Origin of the sequence: uncultured Intestinimonas sp. (genome assembly GCF_944387245.1) — a bacterium.
Classification (GTDB): Bacteria; Bacillota; Clostridia; order Oscillospirales; family Oscillospiraceae; genus Intestinimonas.
In genome coordinates this window covers 1-4,030 of sequence record NZ_CALXEE010000123.1, presented here as the reverse complement: position 1 = coordinate 4,030, position 4,030 = coordinate 1, and the positions used below count along the sequence as shown (strand labels likewise).

Genomic DNA, 4,030 nt, shown 5'->3' with positions numbered 1-4,030 from the left:
AGGCGCCGGACGTGTTGTCCGGCGCCTCAGGCGTAAGGGGTTACTCCTCAGAAATGGTATAGCCGCTCAGGTCGATGCGGAAGGTGCAGGTGGCCACGGTGGTGTCCTTCCCCTCCTCGCTCTTGAGGAAGGAGAGGGTGTAGTCGTAGATGCCGCCGTCGGTCATCTGGTAGAGGCCGTCGGCCTCCTTGGCAAAGACAGCGCCCCACTTGAAGAAGTAGCGGTCCTCGCTCTTGGTCCACCAGCCGGAGCCCTCCTCGGCGCCGGTCTGGCTGGAGACGGCCCAGGTGGTGGGGGAGCCGCCGTTGATGGTGCGCACGATCTTGTCGAACTGGAGGGTGCCGTCATCCAAGGCCTGGGGGATGGAGAAGTAGACGGTGTACTCCCCGCCGCCGCCCATGGCGGCCACCTGGGCCTGGGTCAGGATGCCGGAGCCGCCGTTCTGGACCAGAGCGGTGCTTTCGTCAAAGGAGAGGCCGGTCTCGGTGGAGGTCACCCCTTCGGGCAGCTGGTGGGTGGAGATCACCACGTCGGTGAGGGTGACAGGGGCCTGGACATCGGGCTCCTGGGTGTCGTCATTGTCCTCCTGCTCGTCGTCCTCATCCTGGCTGCCGCCGCCCTGGCCGTTCTCGCCGTCCTGGTTGTCGTCGCCGGTCCCCGGCTGCTCGTCCTCCACCACGGGGTTGCCCTCGCTGTCGGTGGGGGCGTCCACGTCCTCGTCCACCTCAATGGCGCCGGGCTTGTTGCCGTCCAGCACCACGCCGCCGGCCTGGATCAGGGCCTTGTCGATGGTCCCCTGGTTGTCCACCTCCACGGCGGCGCGGGCGGTGAGGGTGCCGATGGAGGCCTCCTCCGCCACGACGACGGTGTTCTCACCGCCATCCACGGCTACCTGGGCGGCCTTGGACCCCTTGCCCAGGGCGAGGGCGTTCCCGTCCCCGGACAGAAGGATCTCACCCTGAACCTCGGCGCCGGTGAGGGAGACTTCGGCGCTGCCGGTCTCCACCAGCAGGTGGGACGCCAGAGTGGAGTCCTCCACGGCGAGGGCGGCCTCCCCGGCCTTGGGGGCGAGGAGCAGGCTGCCGGACACGCTGGCGTCCTTCACGGTGACGCCGTCGGCGGCCACCAGCAGGATACCGTCCACGTCGCCGGTGATCTGGGCGTCCTCCTCGGTGACGTACTCGGCCACGGCGTTGTCCAGAACCGTGACCACGGAGGCCCGGGTGATGTTGGCCCCCAGGGCCAGGGTGTCGTTGCCCACCCCCTGGATGATGCCGGCCTTGGCCATGGCGTCGATGTAGCCGGCGGACCACTCGGCGGCGGAGTCGCCGTCCACGAAGCTGTTCAGATTGGGGGCCTCGGAGGGGCGGATGCCCAGGGCCCGGGCAAAGAGGACGGTGGCCCGCTCCCGGCTCATGAGCTCGTCGGCGTTGCAGTTGACGCCGTCCCCCTCCAGGATGCCGGCGGCGGTGAGCTGGAGGATGTAGGGGGCGTACCACTCGTCGCCCTTCAGGTCGGCGTAGCGGTTCTCCGCCTGCTTGGTGTAGCCCATGGTACGGCTGAGGAGGGCGGCGAATTCGCTCACCATCATGGCGTCGTCGGGGCGCATGCCCCGGTCGTCCCCCTCCACGATGCCGTAGCCGTGCCAGCGCTGGAAGGCGGACTGGCTCCAGTGGCCGTTGAGCTCGGGGAGGCTGTCGGCCTTGGCGGCACCGGCCTGGGGGGCGGTGAGGGAGGCGGTGAGAGTCAGGGCCAGAAGGGCCGCGGGGATCTTTCGCATGGTGATGCTCCTTTGTGTGTTGATCAAGTGGAAGGAGCGGGGCTCCGCCGTGGGAGCCTCCGCCCGGCCGCAGCGCCGGCCCGGTGGACCGGAGTGCTGGCTGTGGCGATAAGAATACTAAATCACTATGCTTTTTTCAAGTCTGAACTTCTGGAAAGAGAGGAAAGGGTTGCTGTACAGAGCCATTTTCTCGCCCGAAAGGGAACTTTTTGGATGAAACTGCGTCTGAAGGAATAAAAGAGCCGGCTTTGCGCCCGCCGGGAAGGAGGCCGTCCCATGAAGCTCTGTGCCCTGCACCTCTACGCCGCCGCCCATCTGTGGGTGGACCTGGCCTGCGCCCTGCTGGTGCTGGGGCGGCTGGAAGGGGGCGGCGACGCCGTCACGGCCTTGCTGCTCTATAACTGCTTCGCCTTTGCCGTCCAGATGCCGGTGGGTCTGATGGCCGACGCCCTGGGGGGCGGGGAGCGGTTCGCCGCCCTGGGCTGCGGCCTCACCGCCCTGGCCTGGGGGCTGCCCGGCCTGCTCCCCGCCGCCGTCTGCGCCGGGCTGGGCAACGCCTTCTTCCATGTGGGGGGCGGGCTCTATGCCCTCAATGGCAGCGGGAACTGCGGTCCCCTGGGTCTCTTTGTCGCGCCGGGAGCTCTGGGCGTCGCCCTGGGCACCCTCCTGGCCTCCGGAGACGGCCTTCCCGTCCTGGCGGTGGTCCTGCCCCTTCTGGGCCTTGGGGCCGCCCTCCTCCGCTGGGGCGGGGGCGCCCCCAACGCTCCACTGGATTTGACGCCGGAGGGCGGGACGGAGGCCCTGCTCCCCCTTCTGTGCCTCTTCACCGTGGTGGTGCTGCGGTCCTTCGCCGGCACTCTCTTCGCCTTTCCCTGGAAGGGGAAGCTGCCCCTGGTCCTGGCCTGCGCCATGGCGGGAGGCAAGGCCGCCGGGGGTCTGCTGGCCGACCGGTTGGGACCACGGCGAACGGCTGCCCTCTCCCTCGGCCTGGCGACGGCCTGTTTTCTCATGGCAGGGCGGGCGGGACCCGGCCTGGCCGCCGTGTGCCTCTTCAACATGACCATGCCCCTCACCCTCTGGGGGGCCGCCCGGAGGCTCACCGGGGCCCGGGGTCTGGCCTTCGGTCTGCTCACCTTCGCCCTCTTCCTGGGGGTGGTCCCCTCCCTGCTGGGGTATGACCCTTTGCCGGGGGGACCGGTATCCGCCGCCCTGGCCGCTCTTGTCTCCCTGCCCCTGCTCCTCCTGGGGCTGAGAAGGGGGAAGGGCCGGTGCTGAGTTATTTCCTGTTCTGCCTGGCCCTCACCCTGGCTGTGGAGCTGCCCCTGGCCCTGCTGTGGGGGGTGCGTGGACAGGACCTGCTCCTGTGCACCCTGGCCAACGTGCTCACCAACCCGGCGGCGGTTCTCCTGAACCTCATTTTCCCGGCTCCCTGGCTCCTGCTCCTGCTGGAGTGCGCCGCCGTGGGGGTGGAGGGGCTGGTTTATCTCCTATGCGCCCGGCACATCCGGCGGTCTTTCCTGTTCTCCCTGTGGGCCAACGGCTGTTCCTTCGGACTTGGACTTGTGATTGGAGGTATCCTGTGATGAAACAGAGACTTTTGGCCTGTGTCCTGCTCCTGACCCTGGCGGTGCTGCCTGCTGCCGCCCGGGCCGACGTGGTGGCCCCCGGGCAGAAGTCCCCGGAACCCGCGGAGGAGACCGCCGCCTTCGCCGAGCTCTACGGTGGGGACTTTGTGGAATTCGATCCCACCTATATGGGCGCCCTGGACGGGCCGGTGGAGACGGCTCTGTGGCTCTACCCAGGGGCGGCGGAGCCCCTGCGGACGCTCACCGTGGAGGATTACCCGGCGGACCATCTGGGCCCCTGCTATGTGGACAGCGCGGGGAATTTCTGGGGCTACACGGGCTACCTCTATGGGAACCGCTTTGTGTGGATCTGCCTGTCCGACCCCACGGGGACATCGGTGGAGCCGGACCAGGCCGTCATCGACCGGGTGGAGGCCCGGGCGGAAGAGGTAAAAAGCGCCCAGCGGGCGCAGCTCATCCTGGCGGCGGTGCTGGTGGTCGCCGTAGTGGCGGTGACCCTAGCCCTCATCCTCAAATTCCGGAGACGGGCCAGGCGGAGCGCTTAAAAAATACGCAAAGAGGGCGGGTCCACTCAGTGGACCCGCCCTCTGAGCCTGTCGACAAAGTCGACAGGCTCTCTCAAAAATGCAAGCATTTTTTCGAAGAGATGCAGGCCGCTGCGCGC

At 68.1% G+C, this 4,030-nt stretch carries 4 protein-coding genes; 3 read left to right on the top strand and 1 reads right to left on the bottom strand.

Annotated elements, in window-relative coordinates:
• Positions 1-40: 40 nt before the first annotated feature.
• A complete protein-coding gene (locus Q0K15_RS10860) occupies positions 41-1,780 on the bottom strand; it encodes an S-layer homology domain-containing protein (protein WP_294515862.1) in 1,740 nt (579 codons plus the stop codon).
• Positions 1,781-2,056: 276 nt separating this feature from the next.
• On the opposite strand from Q0K15_RS10860, the gene Q0K15_RS10855 reads away from it, so the two are divergent.
• The 3 genes from Q0K15_RS10855 to Q0K15_RS10845 are packed head-to-tail and all read left to right on the top strand — an operon-like array spanning position 2,057 to position 3,911.
• A complete protein-coding gene (locus Q0K15_RS10855; RefSeq protein ID WP_294515861.1) occupies positions 2,057-3,055 on the top strand; it encodes a hypothetical protein in 999 nt (332 codons plus the stop codon).
• A complete protein-coding gene (locus Q0K15_RS10850) occupies positions 3,049-3,363 on the top strand; it encodes a hypothetical protein (RefSeq protein ID WP_294515860.1) in 315 nt (104 codons plus the stop codon). The genes Q0K15_RS10855 and Q0K15_RS10850 overlap by 7 nt, the downstream gene beginning before the upstream one ends.
• Entirely contained in the window at positions 3,363-3,911 is a 549-nt protein-coding gene (locus tag Q0K15_RS10845) for a hypothetical protein (protein WP_294515859.1), read from the top strand. Before Q0K15_RS10850 ends, Q0K15_RS10845 begins: the two co-directional genes overlap by 1 nt.
• The last annotated feature ends 119 nt before the right edge of the window (positions 3,912-4,030 follow it).